Consider the following 19,993-nt stretch of genomic DNA (forward strand, 5'->3'; position numbering starts at 1 on the left):
CCGGGGGGCGGCTTGCATGCGCGAAGGGCTTGCATGTGCCCGTGGTTTCTTTTAAGGGAGCGCATTCGCGCACGCGTCCAGGCCTGTGGGGCATGCCTGGCCGTGCACAAGCGTGTCTGTTGCCAACGCAGCAGGCGCGCTCATTGTAAAGCGTTATGCAGGAGTTATGAAATGCCCAAGATGAAGACCAAGTCGTCGGTCAAGAAGCGGTTCAAGATCACCGCGACCGGCAAGGTGCTCTCCGGCCCGTGCGGCAAGCGTCACGGCCTGATCAAGCGTACGCAGAAGATGAAGCGCACCGCACGCGGTACGCAGGCTCTGACGCCGCAGGACGGCCGTACGGTAAAACAGTGGGCCCCCTACGGGCTGGCGTAAGGAGCATCTGAAATATGGCACGTGTCAAACGCGGCGTAACCACCCACGCCCGCCACAAAAAAGTTCTGGATCTGGCCAAGGGCTATCGCGGCCGGTCGTCCACCAACTACCGTATCGCCCTTGAGCGCGTCGAAAAGGCACTTCGCTACGCCTATCGCGACCGTCGCAACAAGAAGCGCGATTTCCGCGCCCTGTGGATCCAGCGTATCAACGCCGCAGTCCGCGAACATGGCCTGACCTACAGCCGTTTCATCAACGGTCTGGACAAGGCCGGGATCGAGATCGACCGCAAGGTTCTGGCAGCCATCGCTTATGATGACGCAGCAACCTTCGCCGAAATCGTCAAGCAGGCCCAGGCTGCCCTGGCTGCCTGAACTGCGGTCTGACTGACCCGGTTTGAAAAAAAGGCCGTCCGGTTCCGGGCGGCCTTTTTGCATGATGGCCCCCATCTTTGCGGGGCATGTCCCGCCCGCCAGGCCCCCGCTGGCCGCCCGCATGTTGTCACGGGCATTTGTCCGCGGTGCGGCTTTGGGTGTATGGCGTGCTGAGCGTCATATGCCGCACGAAGCCCTGTCCGGTCGTTTTCGTGCAGCAAGGGCTTTTCTCCGCTGGCGGGAAATTGTATCCGCCTTTTAGCATTTTCTCCCGCGTGAGGTGTCATGAGCGACGATCTTGAAGTTCTTAGGCAGGACGTTGTGTCCGAACTGGCTGGCGCCACGGACCTGCGGGCCTGGGACGCCGTGCGTGTCGCAACGCTGGGCAAGTCCGGCCGGCTGACGGGGCTGCTCAAGGCGCTGGGCAAGATGCCCCCCGATGAACGCAAGGCGCGCGGCGTGGCCCTGAACCGCCTGCGCGACACCCTGACCCAGGCGGTGGAAACCCGTGGGCGCGAGCTTGAAGCCGCCGCCCTGCAGGCCCGCCTTGTGGCCGAACGGGTCGATGTCAGCCTGCCGCCGCCCGCCACGGTGCAGGGCTACCTGCACCCCATCAGCCGCACGATCGAGGAAATGACCGCCATTTTCGGGGCCATGGGCTTCGGGGTGGCGCAAGGCCCGGATATCGAGACCGACTGGCATAACTTCTCTGCCCTGAACACGCCCGCCCACCACCCCGCGCGCACGGACCACGACACGTTCTACCTGCCGCCCCAGCCGGGGCTGGACGTGACCCGCGTGCTGCGCACCCAGACATCGGGCGTGCAGATTCGCACCATGCTGGGCCAGAAGCCGCCTTTGCGCATTATTGCACCGGGGCGCACCTACCGGGCGGATCACGACGCCACCCATTCCCCCATGTTCCACCAATGCGAAGGGCTGGTCGTGGGGCATGACATCACGCTGGGCCATCTCAAGGGCTGCCTGATCGAATTCCTGCGCGCCTTTTTCGGCAAGCCCGACCTGCCTGTGCGTTTCCGTTCGTCCTACTTCCCGTTCACCGAACCCTCGCTGGAGGTGGATATCGGCTGGTCGCGCAAGACCGGGGATATCGGTGGCGGCGAAGACTGGCTGGAAGTGCTGGGGGCGGGCATGGTGCATGCGCGCGTGCTGGCCAATTGCGGGCTGGACCCGCGCGTGTGGCAGGGCTTTGCCTTCGGCATGGGGATCGAACGCCTGGCCATGCTCAAGAACGGCATTCCGGACCTGCGTTCCTTTTACGAAAGCGATATCCGCTGGCTGCGGCATTACGGGGCCGACCCGCTTGCGCCCGCGCTGCTGCACGAGGGGGTGTAAGCAATGAAATTCACGCTATCCTGGCTGTATGACCACCTGGATACCCAGGCGACGCTGGCCGAAATCTGTGCCGCCCTCAACCAGATCGGGCTTGAGGTCGAAAGTGTCGAAAACCGGGGTGCGGCCCTTCAGCCATTCCTGACCGCGCGTATTACGCAGGCCGTGCAGCACCCCAATGCCGACCGGTTGCGGGTGTGCACGGTCGATGCCGGGCCGGGTTTCGAGAACGTGCAGGTGGTCTGCGGCGCACCCAATGCGCGCGCGGGAATTGCCGTTATTTTCGCACCCCCCGGTACCTATGTGCCCGGGCTGGATATCACCATCAAGGCGGGTGCGATCCGGGGCGAGAAGAGCGGGGGCATGCTGTGCTCCCTGCGTGAACTGGGCATTGGCGAGGAAAGCAACGGCATTGCCGAATTGCCCGACGACACGCTGCCCGGCGAATCCTATGCCGATTTCGCGGGGCTGGACGATGTGGTGATCGATATCGCCATTACCCCCAACCGGGGCGATGCGCTGGGCGTGCGCGGGATCGCGCGGGACCTGGCCGCTGCCGGTCTGGGCACGTTGCGCCCGTGGCTGGCCGAAACGGTGGAAGGCACGTTCGCCTCCCCCATCGAATGGGCCATTACCTACCCCGAAGCGTGCCCGTGGATTCTGGGGCGGACAATCCGGGGCGTGCGTAACGGCCCCAGCCCGGAATGGCTGCGGCGCAAGCTGGAAAGCATCGGGCTGCGTCCGATCTCGGCCCTGGTGGATATCACCAACTATTTCTGCTTCGATCTTGGCCGCCCCCTGCATGTGTTCGATGCGAACAAGATTGCGGGGTCGCGTCTGACCGTCTGCCACGGCGGCAAGGAAAGCTTTCTCGCCCTGGACGGCAAGAACTACACGGTTACGTCCGAGGATTGCGTGATTGCCGACCAGGCGGGCGTGCAGTCCGTGGCGGGTATCATGGGTGGGGAAGCCACGGGGGCCGATGATGCCACGACGGATGTGTTCGTCGAATGCGCGCTGTTTGATCCCGTCAAGGTTGCGCTGAGCGGGCGCAGGCTGGGCCTGTTTTCCGATTCCAGCTACCGGTTCGAACGCGGCGTGGACCCGGCCCTGCCGGTTGCTGCATTGGAAGCGGCCACCCGCATGATCGTCGATCTGTGCGGTGGGGAGGCGAGCGAGGTCGTCTCGGCTGGTGAGCAACCGGCATGGCAGCGCACGGCATCCCTGCGGTTTTCGCGGCTTCAAAGCCTGGGCGGGCTGGCTGTGCCGGCTGATGAAAGTGTCGCCCTGCTCGAAAAACTGGGGTTCGAGGTGCGTTCGCGCGACGATCTGAGCGTGGTGGTGGACGTGCCGTCCTGGCGCAACGATGTTGCGCAATCCCCCATCCTGTCGCAGGGGACGGATGTCCCGCCCGACATTGCCCGTGTGGCGGCCGAAGGGGTCGCGGCCATAGAGGCCGAAAGCGATCTGGTGGAGGAAGTCCTGCGGCTGAAAGGGCTGGACGCCGTGCCCGCCGCTACCCTGCCGCCGTTCAGCGCGGTGCCGGGGGCGGCGTTGACCCCGCGCCTGGCCCGTACGGAACTGGCCCGGCGCATGCTGGCCACGCGCGGACTGACGGAGACCGTGGGCTTTTCCTTCGTCTCGAACGAGGCAGCGCGGGTTTTTGGCGGTGCGCCCGAAAGCCTGCGCCTGCTCAACCCCATTGCCTCGGACCTGGACCAGATGCGGCCCACGCCGCTGGTCAACCTGACGGAAGCGGTCAAGACCAACAGCGCGCGCGGCTGGGCGGATATCGGGCTGTTCGAAATCGGCCCGGCCTTTGCCGAAGACGGCCAGCAGGCCATTGCCGCAGGCGTGCGCGCGGGCCATACGCAGCGTTACCCTGGGCTTGCCAGCGAACCGGTCTCTCTCTGGGCGGCCAAGGCCGATGCGCTGGAACTGCTGCGCGCTTTGGGTGTGAACCTCGATGCCATCACCACCACGGCCGATGCCCCTGGCTGGTACCACCCGGGCCGTTCGGGCGTGCTGCGGCAGGGGCCCAAGCTTGTGGTGGCGCGCTTTGGCGAACTACATCCCTCCCTGTTGCAGGCCCAGGGTATCGATACGCCCGTGGTGGCGTTCGAGGTGCTGCTCGATGCGGTGCCCGAACCCAAGCGCCGCAAGAAGGCAGCACCGCAGCTTTCGGCCTTCCAGCCGGTGCGGCGCGATTTCGCGTTTGTGGTGGGTGACGACGTTCCGGGTGAAAACGTGCTGCGCGCCGTGCGCGGGGCGGACAGGCAACTGGTCAGTGCTGTAAGCCTGTTCGATGTCTACAAGGGGCCGCATGTCCCGCAGGGGCAGCGTTCCATCGGGGTGGAAGTAACGCTCCAGCCCATGGAGCGAAGCCTGACCGATGCGGAGCTTGAAGCCGTATCCGAACGGATCGTGGCGGCTGTCAGCAAGGCGACGGGTGCGGTTCTGCGCTAGGAACGGGCATTCCCGGTCGGGAATGGCCGGTCGGGAATGCCCGGTCGCGGCCGTTCGCAAGATAGCCGGGCGTGGCATCCGCCCGGGGTGCCCCGGTTCAGGCACCCCAAATCGGGTGGCGCGTCCGGGCGCGCCACCCCGCAAGGCCACGCCATGAAAGGGAGCACGATGATGGAGCACACGCATCGCACCACCGGGGGAGGACGGGCAAAAGCCTGGCTTGCGACGGTGTTATGCACTCTGGCCGTGGCGTTGCCGGGTTTGGGCCGGGCCGATGACGATACATCCGGGGTGGACGTGACCGGGGCGGGCTCCAGCTTTGCCGCCCCGCTTTACGAGGGCTGGTCGGCCCAGGCGGCGGGCAAGATCGGCGTGCATGTCAATTACCAGAGCATTGGCTCGGGGGCGGGGCAGAACCAGGTTCTGGCCGGCACGGTGGATTTTGGCGCATCCGACGCCCCCATGGCGCATGACCGGCTGGTGGCGGGCAGGCTTGTCCAGTTTCCCACCGCAATCGGCGGGGTGGTGATTACGGCCAACGTGCCCGGCGTTTCGGGCAGTGCGCTCAGGCTGACGGGGCCCATCCTGGCCGATATTTTCGCAGGCACCATCACCCAGTGGAACGACCCGCGCATAGCCCAGGTCAATCCCGGCTTGGCCCTGCCTGACATGCCCATTGCCCCGCTGCACCGGGCCGATGGGTCGGGCACCACCTATGTTTTTACCGATTATCTCAGCCGGGTTTCCCCCCAATGGCACGATGCGGTGGGGCAGGGCACATCGGTTGCCTGGCCGGGCGGTGCGGGTGCGCGCGGTAATGACGGCATTGCCGCTTATGTCGCCAATACCGCGGGCAGCATCGGCTATGTGGAATATGCCTATGCCGTTCGGAACCATCTGGCCATGGTCCAGTTGCGCAACCGGGCGGGCATGTTTGTCGCACCCACCGTCACCAGCTTCGTGCGGGCGGCCGAAGCCGCGCACTGGGACCCCACGGACATGACCGCATCCCTGTGCGACACGGATGGGGCGGAAAGCTGGCCTATTGTCACCACCACCTATGTGCTGCTGCCGGCCCAGGCGAGTGCCGCCAACAAGGGGCAGGCTGCACGCCAGTTCTTCCGTTGGGGAATGACGCAGGGTGATGGCGTGTCCCGCGCACTCGATTACGTGCCGCTGCCGGCCACCGTGCGCGATAGCGTGCTCCAGAAGCTGGGCGGGGAGTAGGCATTCCTCCCGCTTTGTCCCGCGTTCGTCCTTGAGTTGTCCTGCATTTCATCCACAGATTCTGTGGATAACCCTCAGTGCAGCCAGACCTGCGAGAACAGTAGCCGGTTGACCGGGGTGTAGAAGAAATTTCCCACGCGCGGAGATGTCAGGATCACCGCATCGGTTTCAAAAGCCGGTGCGATGGGCGAAAGCGCCATGACCTGCATGTTGGCCTGCTGCCACAGGGCATCGCGTTGGGCGGGGGTGAGCGACGTATCGGTCTTGGCGCGGTCCATCAGGGCCTGGACCTGGGCGTTGCAAAAACCCGGCATGTTGATGGAACTGTCGGAATGCGGGTGGAAATTCTCGCACCCCAGCAGCGCATCCAGAAAATTCGAAGGGGACAGATAATCGGCCGCCCAGCTTGTCAGGGCGATCTGCATATGGTTGTCGGTATTCTGGATATAGGAAAAAGCCAGCCCGGTGTTCAGCGGTCGCAGCACGGCGCGGTAGCCGATGGCGTCCAGCATGTCACGCACCCAGTTGCCCATGGCCATTTCGGTGCTGGTATTGCCCGTGATTAGCGTGACTTTCTGGCCCAGCGTGCCACTTTCGCGCACAAGGCGGCGTGCGGTCTCCAGGTCGGGGGCGCGCCACTGATCGGCTGGCTGGGTGGGGGACGCGCCCTTTGTGTAGAAACACTGGGCCCCGGCCAGCGCCAGAGACGATGGCACCATGTCGCATAACGGACGGGCAATGCCCGGCCCCCCGAACAGGATAACCAGCGCCTTGCGGTTGAGCGCGTAATTGACCGCCTGGCGTGCCGCCAGCGACGTGAAGGGTGCTTCATGCATGTTCATCGCCAGGTAGTAGAAGGCGGGGTGGCGCATGACATGCGTCTGGGCGGTGTAGCGGCTGCCAAGCTCCCCCAGCCGGTCCAGCGGCACGGGGTCGGCCATCCAGTCGTACTGGCCGTTTTCCACTGCCGTCACAGCCGCTTCATCGGGAATGCCGAAGGTGTAATGGATTTGGTCCGGCAGGGCTTCGGGCTGCGCGTCGGGGTTCCAGACACGGAAATACGGATTGCGGCTCAGTTCCAGATGGGTGTTGGGGTCGTAGCTGTCGATCCTGTAGGGGCCGGTGCCGGGCAGGGGGGTATTGCCCGTATCGTGGTCGGGGCTGCTGGCGGGCAGGATCACGGCGTGGGTAAAGGCCAGCTTGTGCATGAATTCGGTATCGGGCCGCACCAGATGGAAGGTGATGGTGCGGTTGGCGGGGTCGGCGGCAAGACCCTTGTCCAGCGTGCAGGTGGCGGGTGCGCGCAGGCATTCATCCGCCCCGGCGATCGCCCCGTAGAACGCCCCCGCCGTGGGGGAGCCCACGCGGAAAATCCGCCTGAAGGACGCCACGACATCTTCCACGCCCACTGGCTGCCCGTTGGAAAAACGCAGCCCCGGGCGCAGGGTGAACGTGTATGTCAGCCCCCCATCGGGCGAGGTGGGAATGCTTTGCGCCAGGTCTGGCACAATTTCGGTGCCTGCCTGGCCCATGGCCTTGCGAAAGGTCAGGAGCCCGTCATACACGCTGACGAACAGGTTGATATATTCGCCGGTGTAGTTGATCTGCGGATCAAGCGTGCCCCCGGATGTGGAGGCCACCAGCCTGAGCGTGCCGCCCCGATGCGGGTTGACCGGGCCGGGGGGGCCTGGTTGGGGGCTGGCGGTCCGGGTCTGGGCGGGTGGCGCTGGCTGTGCACAGAGCGGGCGCGTGGTCAGGCCGGCAAGCAGGAGCACGCAGGCAGCAAGCGGGCGGTACCATGCCCGCCGGGCAGCCCGCGCGGATGGCGTCATGCAGATAGCCGCGGCCTTGTCGTGGGGTGTAGGCCGTTCAGTTCGGGGCATGACGGTCAGGGGCCGTCGCGGGGGGCTGGTTGACGTTCTGGTCCGTAGCCGGAGCAGGAGATGTCGACTGAAGCTGCGGCGGCACCTGGCCGAGCATGAGCGCGCTGAAACTCTGATACATCGTGCACAGCATGATAATGCCCACCATGGCGGCACCCACCATGATAGCGATGCGGATCAGCTTGTCAGTATCCGGCATTGGGGTCCGATCCGCCAGTATTGATGCCGTTCACCGTGCTGGTGGTCGGGCGCGCATAGGGGTGCTTGCCCTGTTCCGGCGTGGTGGGCGGATGGTACCAGGTTGGCGCGATCTTACCATGGTGGTTATGCGCATGGTAATAACGCTGGTGCTCATCATCCGCGCAGGCCGCAAGACCGGCGGCCAGCGCAAGAAGGACCAGTGCCCTGGGCTGAAAACGGAACATGTTTTTCATGGCTGACATCATAACCGCAATACGCCCCGCCGAGAAGAGCGTTCCTTACGCTCCCCCAACACCGTGGCCGACCATGTCGAGCGGGTTGATGAGCCTGTCGAATGTCTGCGCATCCACATAGCCCGACTTCAGGGCCGCCTCCTTCAGGCTGAGGTCATGTTCCATGGCGATATGGGCGATACTGGCGGCCTTGTCATAGCCTATGACAGGGCTCAGCGCCGTGACCAGCATGACCGAACCGTTCACGTAGCGCTGGATACGCGCCTCGTTCAACTGCGTGCCTTCGACCGAGAAGATCCGGAAATTATGGCACCCGTCTGCCAGGATGCGGATACTGTGCAGGCAGTTGGCCAGAATGACCGGGCGCATCACGTTCAGGTCCAGCTGGCCCTGGCTTGCCGCGAAGGCAACGGTGTTGTCATGGCCCAGGACCTGGGTCGCGATCATGACCATGGCTTCGCACTGGGTGGGGTTGACCTTGCCGGGCATGATGGAGGAACCGGGCTCGTTCTCGGGCAGGAGCAGTTCCCCCAGCCCGCAGCGGGGGCCGGATGCCAGCCAGCGCGTGTCATTGGCGATTTTCAGCAGCACGACGGCCAGCGCCCGCAACCCTGATGATGCGCGGGCCATGGCGTCAAGCCCCGCCAGGGCCGCGAACTTGTTGGGCGCCGTCACGAAGGGGCGGCCGGTCAGTTCGGCGATCTTGTCCGCTATGGCCTTGCTGAAGCCCGGCGGCGCGTTCAGCCCCGTACCCACGGCGGTGCCGCCCGCCGCCAGTTCGAACAGGCCTTCACGCGCGACTTCGAGCACATGCAGCGCGTCCTGGAGCATATGCACCCAGCCCGACCATTCCTGACCCACTGTCAGGGGAACGGCGTCCTGCAAATGCGTGCGGCCGATCTTGACCACGCTTTTCCATGCCTCCGCCTTGGTGTTCAGGGCCGCGATCAGTTCCTTGACGCGGGGGATCAGCCGGTCCTCGATTTCAAGCAGGGTGACGACATGCATGGCGGTGGGGAAGGAGTCATTGCTCGACTGGCCCATGTTCACGTCATCATTGGGGTGAACGGGGGTTTGCGACCCGATAACGCCCCCGGCAAGCTGGATGGCGCGGTTGGCGATCACCTCGTTGACATTCATGTTGGTCTGCGTGCCCGAGCCCGTCTGCCAGACCGAAAGGGGAAAGTGCTCGTCCAGCTTGCCCGCGGTGACATCGTCCGCCACCTGCGCGATCAGGTCGGCTTTCCATTGCGGCATGCGGCCTTCGCGCGCATTGACCAGCGCCGCCGCTTTCTTGACGATCCCGTAGGCGTGGTAAAGTGGAAGCGGCATGCGGTCGGTGCCGATGGAAAAATGCACCAGGCTGCGCTGTGTCTGTGCTCCCCAGTAGCGATCGGCGGGCACGTCGATCACCCCCATCGAATCCCGTTCGGGCCGCGTGCCCGTGGCTGCAATGCCGATGGGGCAGGGGTGGATATGCGGGGCTGTGGTCTCGGTCATCCTTGAATCCTCCTCAGTGCCAGCGGGCGGTATGGGGCGGGCTGACAGATGGTGTGCTGCCAACATGGGCACGCGGGAGGGAATTTGGCAGTCACGTCCGCCGGATAACGCAGTCACGTTCGGGCGATCCGCACAGGGGTGCGCCACCGGGTGCCGTGCGCTGCACGCATGGCACGGCAGGTGTCGTGCAAAAGTGGTAGTGTTGGCGACGCTCTGCTAAAGAGAGAAGAAAGGCGTTCGCTTGCCATGCCTTTGCCGCACCCGGGCGTTAATACCGCACGGTCCGGGTCGTGGCCAGGCTGCAAAAACAAGAAGACGCACGTAGGGGAGTGATTGGCATGGCGGTAACGGGTTTGGCTGCGATACTGCTTGTCATTGCGCTGCTCCTTGTGGTTGTGAGCGCCGTGCAGCCTCTTGCCCGCAAGATCGAACTGTCCGAAACCGTGCTGCTGGCCGTTGTGGGCATTATCATCGGCTCGCTGGCCGATTTCGCGCTGCGCAGTTCCTATGCCTCCGCCCTGAGCGGCATTGCCGAAACGCTGCTCGATTTCCCCATCAACAGCGAAGCCTTTCTGCTGATCTTCCTGCCCGCCCTGGTCTTTCAGGGGGCGCTGGCCATCGATGTGCGCCGCCTGGCACATGAAACGGCCACCGTGCTGCTGCTGGCCGTGGTGGCGGTGGCGCTCTCCACCGCGCTGATCGGCTTTGCGCTGATGCCCTTTGCACATATGCCGCTTGTGGTCTGCCTGCTGCTGGGCTCCATTGTCGCAACCACCGACCCATCGGCCGTGGCGGGCATTTTCCGCGATATCGGGGCGGCCACGCGCCTGACCCGCCTGGTGGAAGGGGAGGCACTGCTGAACGATGCGGCGGCCATTTCCATTTTCTCCATCCTGCTGCCCTCGGTCACGCTGCACCGCGCCATCCATCCGGGTGATGCGCTGATCTCCTTTGTCGTCTCCTTTGCCGGTGCGCTGGTGGTGGGGGTGATCTGTGGGCGGCTGACCCTGGCCATGATGTCCGCCATCGGCAGTTCGGCGGCCGAAATCACGCTGACGGTGGCACTGCCGTACGTCGTGTATATTATTTCAGACGAATTCCTGGGTGTGTCGGGCGTGGTGGCCACGGCGGCGGCGGGGCTGACGGTATCCGTCTACGGCCCGTCGACCGTGCGACCGCAGACATGGCTGTTCCTCAACCAGCTCTGGCAGCAGCTTGTGTTCTGGGCGGGATCCCTGGTGTTCGTGCTTGCCTCCATGCTGGTGCCGCACCTGCTGGTGGGCATGACCCGGTGGGACTGGGTGCTGATCCTGATCGCCAGTGCGGCGGGGCTTGTGGCGCGTGCCGCGGTCGTGTTCGGCCTGCTGCCTTTGCTTGCCCTGACAAGGCTTTCGCCCCCCGTGCCCACACCCTTCAAGATCACCATGGTCTGGGGCGGGTTGCGCGGGGCCATAACGCTTGCCCTGGCGCTGGCGGTGACGGAGAACGAGCATGTCGCCACCCCCATTGCCCATTTCATCGGTATTATCGCCACCGGCTTCGTGCTGATCACCCTGCTGGTCAACGGAACGACACTGCGTTCGCTGGTGCTGTTCCTCAAGCTCGACCAGCTTTCCCCCATCGACGAGGCCATGCGCCACCAGGTGCTGGGGATCGGCCTTGGCAACGTGCGCGACCGGGCCCGCACGCTGGGGCACGATCTCGGCTTCGATGCCGAGGCCACGCGCCCCGTGCTGGACCAGTTAGAGCGCCGGGCGGAGGAGGAGCAGGACGCCAACGAGTTCGATCGCGCGCTGTCGGACACGCAACGCGTCAACCTCGCGCTGATCACCATCGCCAGCCAGGAACGCTCCCTGCTGCTGGACCTGTTCTACATGCAGGGCCTGTCGCGCCGGGTCATGGAAACGCTGCTGCGTTCGGCGGAGGCCGCAATCGACGGGGCCCGGCTTGAAGGGCGCCTGGGCTATGTGCGCGCATTGCGCCGCAGGCTCAGCCCGTCCCTGCGGTTCAGGGCGGCGCAATGGGTGCACAACCACCTGCGCATAGACAAGCCGCTGATGCTGTGCATGGCCGAACGCTTCGAGATGCTCATGGTGGCGCATTTCGTCTCGATCTCGCTGACCCGCTTCATGCGCGAGCGGCTGGAGCCCACATTGGGCAGCCGTATCGGCGATATCGTGGCTGAGGTGCTTTCACGCCAGCGCAAGCTGCTGGACGAAGCCCTGGCCACCCTGCGCCTGCATTACCATGGCTATGCCGAGGCCCTGGAAAACCGCATTTTCCGCCAGATCACCCTGCGTGTGGAAGGGGAGGAATATGATACGCTGCTGGCGGAATCCCTGATCAGCGACGAGTTGAACCGTGAACTGCTCAAGGACCTGGAACGCCGCCGCCACCGGCTGAACAAGCGGCTGAGCTTCGACCTGCGCAGCGGGATCGAGGAACGGATCAAGACGGCAACGGTGTTCAAGGGCCTGTCCGGGGCGGAACTGCATGACTTGGCCACCACCACGTCGCTGCGTTTTGTGGCCCCGCAGGAAGTCATCTGCCGCAAGGGCAGAAGAATGCGCTATGTCTATTTTATCAGCGCGGGGCTGGCGGAGGCCCATATAGCCGGAGCCGACGTGCAGTTTGGCGCGGGCGACCTGATCGGCGCGCAGGAGGCCATGGAAAAATGGCACTGCTCTGGCACGGTCAGGGCCGTGCAGTTCGGCCATCTGATGGTGATCAAGGCCTCACGCTTCCGCCGGCTGGTGGAAGATTATCCCGTGGTGCTGCGCAATATCCAGGCCAATCTGCGCCAGCGTGAAAACGGTGAGCGGCCGATATCCCTGCTGCCCCGCCAGAAAATGCCGGCGGAGGAACAGTCGGGCGTTGCCGCCCGGGCCCTGCTGAGCACTGACCCCAAGCGCCTTGCCTTTACGCCATCCGATAACGAGACGGAAACGGAGTAAGGCCGGCACGCCCGGGTGCGGGGCGGCCCGTAACCAGCGGCGCTTGCGCTGCTATTCGGGCCAGCGACCTGCCGCCCGCCAAAGGCTTGCCGCAAACAGGGCTGGTATATTCCAACCCTGATGCGTCCTGTTCCGTTATGTCTCAGGCCTGGGGCAGGGATGGGGGAGGCAGCATGCGGCGCAGTGCCAGCCCGAACTGTACCCAGCCAATGCCGCTGGCCATCAGTTCAATGGCCACGAACGTGCCGATCAGCCACAGGGCCGACCAGGGTAGGGTGAAATACAGGCACAGGCCCACAAGCAGGCTGATCAACCCGCTGCCCAGCACAATGCCCCAGCCTGCCAGTTCGCGGTGCTGGAGCGCCATGACCGAACGGATCACCCCGATCACCACAAAACAGACTGCCGCGAACAGGGTCAGGGCGACCGAACCGGATACGGGTTCCTCGATCAGCACCCCACCGGCGATCACGTACAAGACACCGCCCAGCAGGGAGAACAGGAAGCCGCTCCAGTCCCGTACGGCAAAGGCATGCACCCCCTGCATGATCCCGGCCATGATCAACAGCACGCCGATGAAAATGGTGCTGGCCAGGGTGACGAACACGGCGTCGATCGCAGCGACAAAGCCCAGGATGATGAGCAATATCCCAATGGTGGTGAACAGGGCCCATTTATTGGCGGATGGCATGGGGGTACTCCTTGTGTGGTGTTTATCTGGCGTTCAAAATCTGGCAAGCAGTGGCAAAGTCCGGGCACGGGGCCATGGATGACTCTATAGTCGCTATGGCCCCGCAAGGGAGAAAGAAAAAATTGCGCCGCCTGTGCTGCGCTGCATGACGGTCCCTGCCGTAACGGCTTTCTTGACAGCCCGGCTGCATTTGCCGTAAACGCTGCCACCATTGCCGGGAATGAGGACAGAACGGCTGGCGGCAGTGCTGCTGGTAATACGTTGTGCGCCCGCTTCGATCCACGGTGGACGGAGACTACCGGTGTAACGACGGAAGGCCCAGGGCTTTCCGCCTGTTGAGAGAAAAGAGCGCCTTATGAGCAAGCGCCTTGAGAGCAAGTACAAGATCAACCGCCGCCTCGGCGTGAACCTGTGGGGCCGTGCGAAGTCCCCGGTCAACCGTCGTGAATACGGCCCCGGCCAGCATGGCCAGCGCCGCAAGGGCAAGCCCTCCGACTTCTCCGTGCAGCTGATGGCCAAGCAGAAGCTCAAGGGCTATTACGGCAACATCACGGAAAAGCAGTTCCGTCGCTATTATCAGGAAGCCGTGCGTCGCAAGGGCGATACGTCCGAAAACCTGATCAACCTGCTCGAACGCCGGCTGGATGCGGTCATCTACCGCATGAAGTTCGCCATCACCCCGTTTGCAGCGCGCCAGTTCATCAGCCACGGCCATATCCTGGTCAATGGCCGCAAGCTGAACGTGCCGTCCTACCTGGTGAAGGATGGCGACGTGATCGAAGTGCGTGAAAAGTCCAAGCAGCTCGCCATCGTGCTGGACGCAACGCAGTCTGCCGAACGTGACGTGCCGGAATACATGGAAGTCGATCATCGCCAGATGAAGGGCACGTTCATGCGTGGCCCGCAGCTTTCCGATGTGCCGTATCCGGTGCAGATGGAACCGAACCTGGTGGTCGAATTCTACTCCCGTTAATCGGGAACTCTGGTTCGATTTGTGCTGCGCCGGGTGGAGGGGCTGCTCTCCACCCGGCGTTTGCCGTTTTATTCCTGCCAATTCGCTCCGCCAGTTCTGCCCGCCAGTTTCTTTTTTGCCAGTAGTCTCCGAACAGGTCTTTCATGTCTGATACCGCCGCTTCCGAACTGGGTAAGGAAATTGCCCGTCGCCGTACCTTTGCGATCATCTCCCACCCGGATGCCGGTAAGACGACCCTGACGGAGCGCATCCTGCGGGCAGGCGGGGCCATTCAGCTTGCCGGCAATGTGCGCGCCAAGGGCGAACGCCGCCGCACCCGTTCGGACTGGATGGCGATCGAGCGTGACCGTGGTATTTCCGTGGTCAGTTCGGTCATGACGTTCGATTACGGTGGCTGTGTCTTCAACCTGCTTGATACGCCCGGCCATGAAGACTTCTCCGAAGATACCTATCGCACGCTGACCGCCGTCGATTCCGCGGTGATGGTGATCGACGCCGCCAAGGGGATCGAGGACCGCACGCGCAAGCTGTTCGAAATCTGCCGCCTGCGCGATATTCCCATTGTCACCTTCATCAACAAGATGGACCGCGAGGCGCAGGACCCGTTCGCCCTGCTGGATGAAATTGCTTCATCCCTGGCTTTGGATACCGCCCCCGCCACATGGCCTGTGGGCCGGGCCGCCACGTTTATCGGCACCTACGATCTGCTGAACGGCAAGCTGAACACGCTTGCCCCCCTGGCGGAGGACGACCCGCGCCTGGTGCAGATGCGCGAGGAACTGGAACTGGCCCAGGCCGCCCTGCCGGAATTCGACCGTGAGGCGTTTGACGCGGGCCATCTGACCCCTGTGTTCTTCGGGAGTGCGATCAAGGAAATAGGGGTGACCGACCTGCTGGACGCGCTGGTGGCGTTCGGGCCGTCGCCCCGCGCGCAGGCGGCCGAAAGCCGCACCGTCACCGCGGATGAACCGGGCATGACGGCACTGGTCTTCAAGATCCAGGCGAACATGGACCCCAACCACCGCGACCGCATCGCCTTTGCCCGTGTGTGTTCGGGGAGGCTGACCCGCGGCATGAAGCTCAAGCACACACGCACGGGCAAGAACTTTGCGGTGCATACGCCCCAATTCTTTTTCGCCCAGGACCGCCACCTGGCGGAGGAAGCCTTCGCGGGGGATGTGGTGGGTATTCCCAACCATGGCACGCTGCGCATTGGCGATACGCTGACCGAGGGGGAGGATATCCAGTTCACCGGGGTGCCGCATTTCGCCCCCGAAATTCTGCGCCGTGTCCGGCTTGATGATGCCATGAAGGCCAAGAAGCTGAAGCAGGCGCTGGTGCAACTGGCCGAGGAAGGGGTGGTGCAGCTCTTCCGCCCGCAGGATGGCGCGCCACCTATTGTGGGCGTGGTGGGCACGCTCCAGCTTGATGTGCTGCAAGCGCGCCTTCAGGCCGAATACGGCGTGGGGATCGGCTTTGATTCCACACCCTATTCACTGGCCCGCTGGATTACCGGCCCGCGCGCGAAGATCGAAGCCTTTGCCGCCGCCAACCGTACCGCCATGGCGGACGACCTGGACGATGACCCCGTGTTCCTGGCCACATCCGGCTTCATGATGCGCCGCACGGAAGAGCAGAACCCCGATATCAAGTTCCATGACATCAAGCAGATCGGGATCGGGGTAGGGGACGCCAAATAAGGGTGATGGCGCTTGAGATGACGGTAAAATGAGGCGGGAAAGCAGGTGCAGGCGTTGTAATGCAATGCGATGTTCGAAGATATCCGGCGTCTGACACAGTATAGCATGGAAAGCCGGAAATAAGGCGCGGCAGCCGGCAGGATATTCTGCGCTTTCTTGGGGTGTCATATGGGGAAAGATAATATTGGTTAGGAATTAGGGATTATTCTGTAATTTTTCGTTTATTCAATTAAAGCGTTTAGTAATATTAAAATAAATATCTTTAAAAATATTATTTGTTTTTCACCCCTTTTTCGACGGTGGGGGCGCGGTGCTTGTCGCCGTCCTGGGGGCTTCTTCTGTTCGGCCGGCAGATTTCGTATTTTTCTGGCCTTCCCCGAGGTTTCTTACGATTGTTCAAGAAGATTTTGAATTATTGAATAAACACTGGAGGTAACTCCCGTGAGTGGAAGGATTTTGATTTGACTGATACTGAAACTGAACGTAGAAAAACCTCTCCTTGATTTTATGGGGGGACGATGGCAGCGCCTAGGGTAGATCAGCATCAGATCGATTTTACCAGATCTCCACTGGCGGTCGATCTGGATCGGACGCTGCTTTTAACGGATACGTTGGTCGAACAGTTCCTGATCATTGCCTTCCGTCATCCCTGGCAGGCCTTGAAAGCCCTGGCGGTTCTTCGTCAGGGGCGCGCTGCCTTCAAGCAGGCCGTGCTGCGTATTGCCGCGATTGATCCGGGTATATTTCTGTTCAACCAGCATTTTGTCGCCTATCTGCAGGCGCAGAAGCGCGCCGGGCGAGAACTCCATCTGGTAACGGCGGCAGACCAGGAAACCGCAGATCTTGTGGCGCGGGATATCGGCATTTTCGATTCCGCCACGGGATCTTCACCTCCCATCAATCTGAAGGGCAGGCACAAGCTGGGCTATCTGGAGCAGCGATTTCCGGGTGGTTTTTCCTATGCTGGCGATAGCCCGGCTGATCTTGTCATATGGAAGAAAGCGGAAAGTGCTGTCCTGGTTGGGGTCAGCCGTTCGACACGCGATGCTTTTTCCCGACTGGACTGCCCGCTCGAATGTGAAATCAAGCGCCAGCCGGTCGGATTGCGGGACTGGCTGAAGCTGCTGCGGGTTCATCAGTGGAGCAAAAACATCCTGCTGGTGGTGCCGCTTATCCTGGGGCAGGCCTTCATGCAACTGCACGCCCTGCTGACCGTGGGGATCGGTTTTATCGCCATGGGGCTGGCGGCGTCGGGCACCTATGTCATCAATGACATAAGTGACATTCTGGCCGACCGTGGCCACCAGACCAAGAGATTCCGCCCCATCGCCCGGGGCGTCATAGATGCGGGCCAAGCGTTCTGCGTGGCGGTCGGGCTCATTGTTCTTGGCGTTGCCATCATGGCCATGCTGTCTCTGCCAGCGGCAGGCTGGCTGCTGGTCTATCTCGCAGGCACGTTATCCTATTCCTTTGTTTTCAAACGCCTGCCCATGATCGATATTTTTGTCCTGGGCGGCCTGTATACCCTGCGTATCGTCATCGGGGTGTATCTGGCGGGGGAGCCGTTATCTCATTGGCTGCTCATGTTTTCGTTCTTCTTCTTCTTCGCCCTGTCGATGGCCAAGAGACATGTCGAGATCACGAAGGCAGCGGCGCAGCCAGGGGCGGGGACAGAGATCAAGGGGCGGGGTTACCGGACCACGGATGCGCCCCTTACGCTCACCATGGGGGTCGGTACAAACCTGATCGCGATCCTGGTGCTCAGCCTGTATGTGTCGTCTGACATTTATGTCCGTCCGCTCTACAGCGATCCGCAATGGTTGTGGGGGGCGGTTATTCTTGTCATGATGTGGTCGTCACGCATATGGCTGCTCAGCCACCGGGGCGAATTGGATGACGATCCGGTTTCCTTCGCCATTCGTGACCGGCTGAGTATCCTGATGGGGCTTGCCACCGGCCTTTTCTTTGCACTGTCCCTGATATGACACGCGCCAGAACCCGACTGGACTACACATCCTGGGGGCGTGTCGTGCGTGTGCCGCACGAGGTCGTCATCCCCGGCTTTTTAGATGAACTGCCCGCCTGTGTGCATGCGGGACAAAAGACGCCTCTGCTGGCTGTTGGCATGCGGCGTTCTTACGGGGATTCCGTCATCAATAATGGCAACCTGCTGATCGACATGACCGGGCTCGACCGCCTGATGGCGTTCGATGACACGACAGGGGTGCTGCGTTGCGAGGCAGGGGCGACGATCGATGAAATCCTGCAGGTCACGGTGCCGCGTGGCTGGTTCCTGCCCACCACGCCGGGAACGCGTTTTGTCACCCTTGGTGGGGCAGTTGCCAATGACGTGCATGGCAAGAACCATCATCGTGTCGGCAGCATGGGCTGCTCGGTCCGCAGCCTGACCCTGCTTCGGACCGATACCGGCCCCCAGCGCCTGTATCCGGGCGACCCGCTGTTCCATGCCACGATTGGCGGACTGGGGCTGACCGGCGTCATTGCAGATGTCGAACTCGCCCTGACACCCATCGGCAGCGCTTTCCTTGATGTCGAGCGGATTCCATACGGCAATATCGGGGAATTCTTCTCCATCGCGCGGGAAAGCACCGATGGGTTCGAGCACACGGTCTCCTGGATCGACTGCGCCAATGGCGGGCATGCGCTGGGGCGGGGCATTTTCCAGCGTGCCAACTGGTGTCATGACGGAGTACTGGAGCCGCATCGGGGCAAAGGCGGACTGGCCATGCCTTTCGACCTGCCAGCCCGTACGCTGAACAGTACCACCATTCGGCTGTTCAACACGCTGTACAACCGCCTTCAGCAATGCGGCCCCCATATCCAGCGAACGCATTACGCGCCGTTCTTCTATCCGCTTGATTCCATTCGCAACTGGAACCGGATGTATGGTGCCACCGGGCTTTACCAGTACCAGTGCGTCATACCCATGGCCTCGGCCCGGCATGTCGTCGAAGATCTGGTGCGGGTCATTGCCGCATCGGGGGCGGGGTCGTTCCTGGCGGTGCTTAAAACCTTCGGTTCGCTGAGTGCGGGGGGCTATCTCTCCTTTCCCATGGAAGGGGCGACGCTCGCCCTTGACTTTGCCAATCGCGGGGCTGAGACATTGCACCTCATGGCCCGGCTCGACCAGATCGTGGCGGAGGCTGGCGGGCGGTTATATGCCGCCAAGGACGGGCGCATGCCTGCCCCCATGTTCCAGTCCGGCTACCCCGACTGGACGCGCATGCAGGAGTTGAAGGATCCGGCAACCAGTTCGGATTTCTGGAGAAGGGTATCGTATTGATGGGCAAGAAGATCATCATTCTGGGCGCGCTGTCAGCCATTGCTGAAGCCACGGCCCGGCTCTACGCCGCCGACGGTGCCCAGTTCGTGCTGGTTGCCCGCAATGCCGAACGGCTTGAACAGCTCGCCGGGGACCTGAAGGCACGGGGGGCTGCGCGCTGCAAGACCTATGCCATGGATCTGGCGGAGGTGACCGACGCCACCGCCAGTTTTGATGACATGGCAGCGGCCATCGACGGGCCTGTCGATGCCGTGTTCCTCTTTTACGGCCTGTTGGGGAACCAGCGGCATGAAGAACGGGATATTGCGGCGGCGGCCCTTAACATTCATGTCAATTTCTCCAGCGCCGCCCAATGGTGCCTGGCCGCCGCCAACCTGCTTGAGCGCCAGAAGGCGGGCGTGCTCGTGGCGATCAGTTCGGTCGCGGGCGATCGCGGACGGCAGTCGAACTATATCTATGGGGCGGCCAAGGCTGGCCTCTCCGTGCTGGTGGAAGGGATCGCCCATCGCCTGGCCCCTACGGGTGCGCATGCGGTGGTGGCCAAGCTTGGCTTTGTCGACACACCCATGACCGCGCATATCCACAGGAAGGGCCTGCTCTGGGCCAAGCCTGCCACAGTCGCACAAAAACTTGTGGCCATCGCGCAAAAGCCTGCCATGCCGGTTGTCTATATTCCCGGTTTCTGGCGCTTTATCATGACGATCGTGTGCAATGTGCCGGCCCGGATTTTTCACAAGACCAAGCTGTAAGACAAGTAGC

At 62.8% G+C, this 19,993-nt stretch carries 16 protein-coding genes; 11 read left to right on the top strand and 5 right to left on the bottom strand.

What is annotated here, in order from left to right:
- Positions 1 to 171 precede the first annotated feature (171 nt).
- From rpmI to pstS, 5 genes are all read left to right on the top strand, one after another.
- Complete coding sequence (gene rpmI / locus J2D77_RS02425) at positions 172 to 375, top strand: 50S ribosomal protein L35 (RefSeq protein ID WP_207844676.1); 204 nt, start codon at positions 172 to 174, stop codon at positions 373 to 375.
- Between the two features lie 14 nt (positions 376 to 389).
- A complete protein-coding gene (gene rplT / locus J2D77_RS02430) occupies positions 390 to 749 on the top strand; it encodes a 50S ribosomal protein L20 (protein ID WP_207844677.1) in 360 nt (119 codons plus the stop codon).
- Positions 750 to 1,034: 285 nt separating this feature from the next.
- Positions 1,035 to 2,105, top strand: a complete 1,071-nt coding sequence (pheS, locus tag J2D77_RS02435) for a phenylalanine--tRNA ligase subunit alpha (RefSeq protein ID WP_207844678.1) — start codon at positions 1,035 to 1,037, stop codon at positions 2,103 to 2,105.
- 3 nt (positions 2,106 to 2,108) lie between these two features.
- Entirely contained in the window at positions 2,109 to 4,568 is a 2,460-nt protein-coding gene (pheT, locus tag J2D77_RS02440) for a phenylalanine--tRNA ligase subunit beta (RefSeq protein WP_207844679.1), read from the top strand.
- Positions 4,569 to 4,721: 153 nt separating this feature from the next.
- Positions 4,722 to 5,795, top strand: coding sequence for a phosphate ABC transporter substrate-binding protein PstS (gene pstS / locus J2D77_RS02445; protein ID WP_230975411.1), 1,074 nt, complete (start codon positions 4,722 to 4,724; stop codon positions 5,793 to 5,795).
- 74 nt (positions 5,796 to 5,869) lie between these two features.
- On the opposite strand, the gene J2D77_RS02450 is transcribed toward pstS, so the two are convergent.
- Genes J2D77_RS02450 through fumC form a run of 4 tightly spaced genes read right to left on the bottom strand, consistent with a single transcriptional unit; the run spans position 5,870 to position 9,612 of the window.
- Complete coding sequence (locus J2D77_RS02450) at positions 5,870 to 7,627, bottom strand: ABC transporter substrate-binding protein (protein WP_207844680.1); 1,758 nt, start codon at positions 7,625 to 7,627, stop codon at positions 5,870 to 5,872.
- 37 nt (positions 7,628 to 7,664) lie between these two features.
- Positions 7,665 to 7,877 (bottom strand): hypothetical protein, encoded by a 213-nt coding sequence (locus J2D77_RS02455; protein ID WP_207844681.1) that lies wholly within the window; start codon positions 7,875 to 7,877, stop codon positions 7,665 to 7,667.
- A complete protein-coding gene (locus J2D77_RS02460; RefSeq protein WP_207844682.1) occupies positions 7,864 to 8,112 on the bottom strand; it encodes a hypothetical protein in 249 nt (82 codons plus the stop codon). Before J2D77_RS02460 ends, J2D77_RS02455 begins: the two co-directional genes overlap by 14 nt.
- A gap of 45 nt (positions 8,113 to 8,157) precedes the next feature.
- Positions 8,158 to 9,612, bottom strand: coding sequence for a class II fumarate hydratase (gene fumC, locus J2D77_RS02465; RefSeq protein ID WP_207844683.1), 1,455 nt, complete (start codon positions 9,610 to 9,612; stop codon positions 8,158 to 8,160).
- A 338-nt stretch (positions 9,613 to 9,950) separates the two neighbouring features.
- On the opposite strand from fumC, the gene J2D77_RS02470 reads away from it, so the two are divergent.
- A complete protein-coding gene (locus tag J2D77_RS02470; protein WP_207844684.1) occupies positions 9,951 to 12,566 on the top strand; it encodes a cation:proton antiporter in 2,616 nt (871 codons plus the stop codon).
- 142 nt (positions 12,567 to 12,708) lie between these two features.
- On the opposite strand, the gene J2D77_RS02475 is transcribed toward J2D77_RS02470, so the two are convergent.
- A complete protein-coding gene (locus tag J2D77_RS02475) occupies positions 12,709 to 13,257 on the bottom strand; it encodes an HdeD family acid-resistance protein (protein WP_207844685.1) in 549 nt (182 codons plus the stop codon).
- 355 nt (positions 13,258 to 13,612) lie between these two features.
- On the opposite strand from J2D77_RS02475, the gene rpsD reads away from it, so the two are divergent.
- The 5 genes from rpsD (at position 13,613) to J2D77_RS02500 (ending at position 19,983) form a co-directional block, all read left to right on the top strand.
- Complete coding sequence (rpsD, locus tag J2D77_RS02480; RefSeq protein ID WP_207844686.1) at positions 13,613 to 14,230, top strand: 30S ribosomal protein S4; 618 nt, start codon at positions 13,613 to 13,615, stop codon at positions 14,228 to 14,230.
- A 143-nt stretch (positions 14,231 to 14,373) separates the two neighbouring features.
- On the top strand, positions 14,374 to 15,930 hold the full coding sequence (locus tag J2D77_RS02485; protein ID WP_207844687.1) for a peptide chain release factor 3: 1,557 nt from the start codon (positions 14,374 to 14,376) through the stop codon (positions 15,928 to 15,930).
- Positions 15,931 to 16,448: 518 nt separating this feature from the next.
- Complete coding sequence (locus tag J2D77_RS02490; protein WP_207844688.1) at positions 16,449 to 17,915, top strand: UbiA family prenyltransferase; 1,467 nt, start codon at positions 16,449 to 16,451, stop codon at positions 17,913 to 17,915.
- Positions 17,912 to 19,234 carry an FAD-binding oxidoreductase gene (locus J2D77_RS02495; protein ID WP_207844689.1) on the top strand — a complete coding sequence of 441 codons (1,323 nt, stop codon included), beginning with the start codon at positions 17,912 to 17,914 and terminating at the stop codon, positions 19,232 to 19,234. Before J2D77_RS02490 ends, J2D77_RS02495 begins: the two co-directional genes overlap by 4 nt.
- Positions 19,234 to 19,983 (top strand): SDR family NAD(P)-dependent oxidoreductase, encoded by a 750-nt coding sequence (locus J2D77_RS02500; protein WP_207844690.1) that lies wholly within the window; start codon positions 19,234 to 19,236, stop codon positions 19,981 to 19,983. Before J2D77_RS02495 ends, J2D77_RS02500 begins: the two co-directional genes overlap by 1 nt.
- Positions 19,984 to 19,993 lie beyond the last annotated feature (10 nt).

The organism is Acetobacter garciniae, from assembly GCF_017377735.1.
GTDB classification, from domain to species: domain Bacteria; phylum Pseudomonadota; class Alphaproteobacteria; order Acetobacterales; family Acetobacteraceae; genus Acetobacter; species Acetobacter garciniae.

Excerpts from the sequence above, each read along its gene's own strand:
- rpmI (WP_207844676.1), top strand. The coding sequence starts at position 172 with ATGCCCAAGATGAAGACCAAGTCGTCGGTCAAGAAGCGGTTCAAGATC.
- rplT (WP_207844677.1), top strand. The coding sequence starts at position 390 with ATGGCACGTGTCAAACGCGGCGTAACCACCCACGCCCGCCACAAAAAA.
- pheS (WP_207844678.1), top strand. The coding sequence starts at position 1,035 with ATGAGCGACGATCTTGAAGTTCTTAGGCAGGACGTTGTGTCCGAACTG.
- pheT (WP_207844679.1), top strand. The coding sequence starts at position 2,109 with ATGAAATTCACGCTATCCTGGCTGTATGACCACCTGGATACCCAGGCG.
- pstS (WP_230975411.1), top strand. The coding sequence starts at position 4,722 with ATGAAAGGGAGCACGATGATGGAGCACACGCATCGCACCACCGGGGGA.
- J2D77_RS02450 (WP_207844680.1), bottom strand. The coding sequence starts at position 7,627 with ATGACGCCATCCGCGCGGGCTGCCCGGCGGGCATGGTACCGCCCGCTT.
- J2D77_RS02455 (WP_207844681.1), bottom strand. The coding sequence starts at position 7,877 with ATGCCGGATACTGACAAGCTGATCCGCATCGCTATCATGGTGGGTGCC.
- J2D77_RS02460 (WP_207844682.1), bottom strand. The coding sequence starts at position 8,112 with ATGAAAAACATGTTCCGTTTTCAGCCCAGGGCACTGGTCCTTCTTGCG.
- fumC (WP_207844683.1), bottom strand. The coding sequence starts at position 9,612 with ATGACCGAGACCACAGCCCCGCATATCCACCCCTGCCCCATCGGCATT.
- J2D77_RS02470 (WP_207844684.1), top strand. The coding sequence starts at position 9,951 with ATGGCGGTAACGGGTTTGGCTGCGATACTGCTTGTCATTGCGCTGCTC.
- J2D77_RS02475 (WP_207844685.1), bottom strand. The coding sequence starts at position 13,257 with ATGCCATCCGCCAATAAATGGGCCCTGTTCACCACCATTGGGATATTG.
- rpsD (WP_207844686.1), top strand. The coding sequence starts at position 13,613 with ATGAGCAAGCGCCTTGAGAGCAAGTACAAGATCAACCGCCGCCTCGGC.
- J2D77_RS02485 (WP_207844687.1), top strand. The coding sequence starts at position 14,374 with ATGTCTGATACCGCCGCTTCCGAACTGGGTAAGGAAATTGCCCGTCGC.
- J2D77_RS02490 (WP_207844688.1), top strand. The coding sequence starts at position 16,449 with ATGGCAGCGCCTAGGGTAGATCAGCATCAGATCGATTTTACCAGATCT.
- J2D77_RS02495 (WP_207844689.1), top strand. The coding sequence starts at position 17,912 with ATGACACGCGCCAGAACCCGACTGGACTACACATCCTGGGGGCGTGTC.
- J2D77_RS02500 (WP_207844690.1), top strand. The coding sequence starts at position 19,234 with ATGGGCAAGAAGATCATCATTCTGGGCGCGCTGTCAGCCATTGCTGAA.